This window comes from Micromonospora sp. CV4 (assembly GCF_003667455.1).
Lineage (GTDB): Bacteria > Actinomycetota > Actinomycetes > Mycobacteriales > Micromonosporaceae > Micromonospora.
This window is the reverse complement of the sequence record NZ_RCVI01000275.1, coordinates 1-423: the sequence shown is the minus strand read 5'-3', so window position 1 is coordinate 423 and position 423 is coordinate 1. Positions and strand designations below refer to the sequence as shown.

The 423-nt window shown below is 70.4% G+C and carries 1 pseudogene; it reads right to left on the bottom strand.

The annotated features are described in order from the left end of the window. Positions 1-423, bottom strand: a pseudogene (locus tag EAD98_RS16870) (hypothetical protein); the annotation flags it as partial.

Sequence of the window (423 nt, the reverse complement as noted above, 5' to 3'; positions counted from 1 at the left end):
GTGTAGCTCGCCCCGGCCACCGCGGCCCCGATCCGGCCCGCGCCCAACTGTCGGGCCAGCGCGTACGCCCCGAGCGTGGCGAGCCCGTGGGCCAGGACGAACATGATGTTGTAGCGGAGCACGGCCGCCTCGGGACCGTGGCCGATCATGCCGGCCGGGGCGTACCCGAGGAGGGTGTCCGAGAAGGCGAAGCTCCACTTGTCGGGATAAAACGTGTTGGCGTGCCAGAGCTGCGCCGGATCGGTCAGCAGGATGTGCCCGGACCAGGCCATCTGCCAGGACTGCAAGCTGGGGTCCCAGTAGTCCTGCGGCAGCGTGTACAGCGGGTAGCGCAGCGTCGGCCAGGTGAGCAGGACGGCCAGCGCGAGCGAGGCGACGGTGGCCAGGGTCCACTCGTGGATCAGGAACCTGCCCACCGCGTGG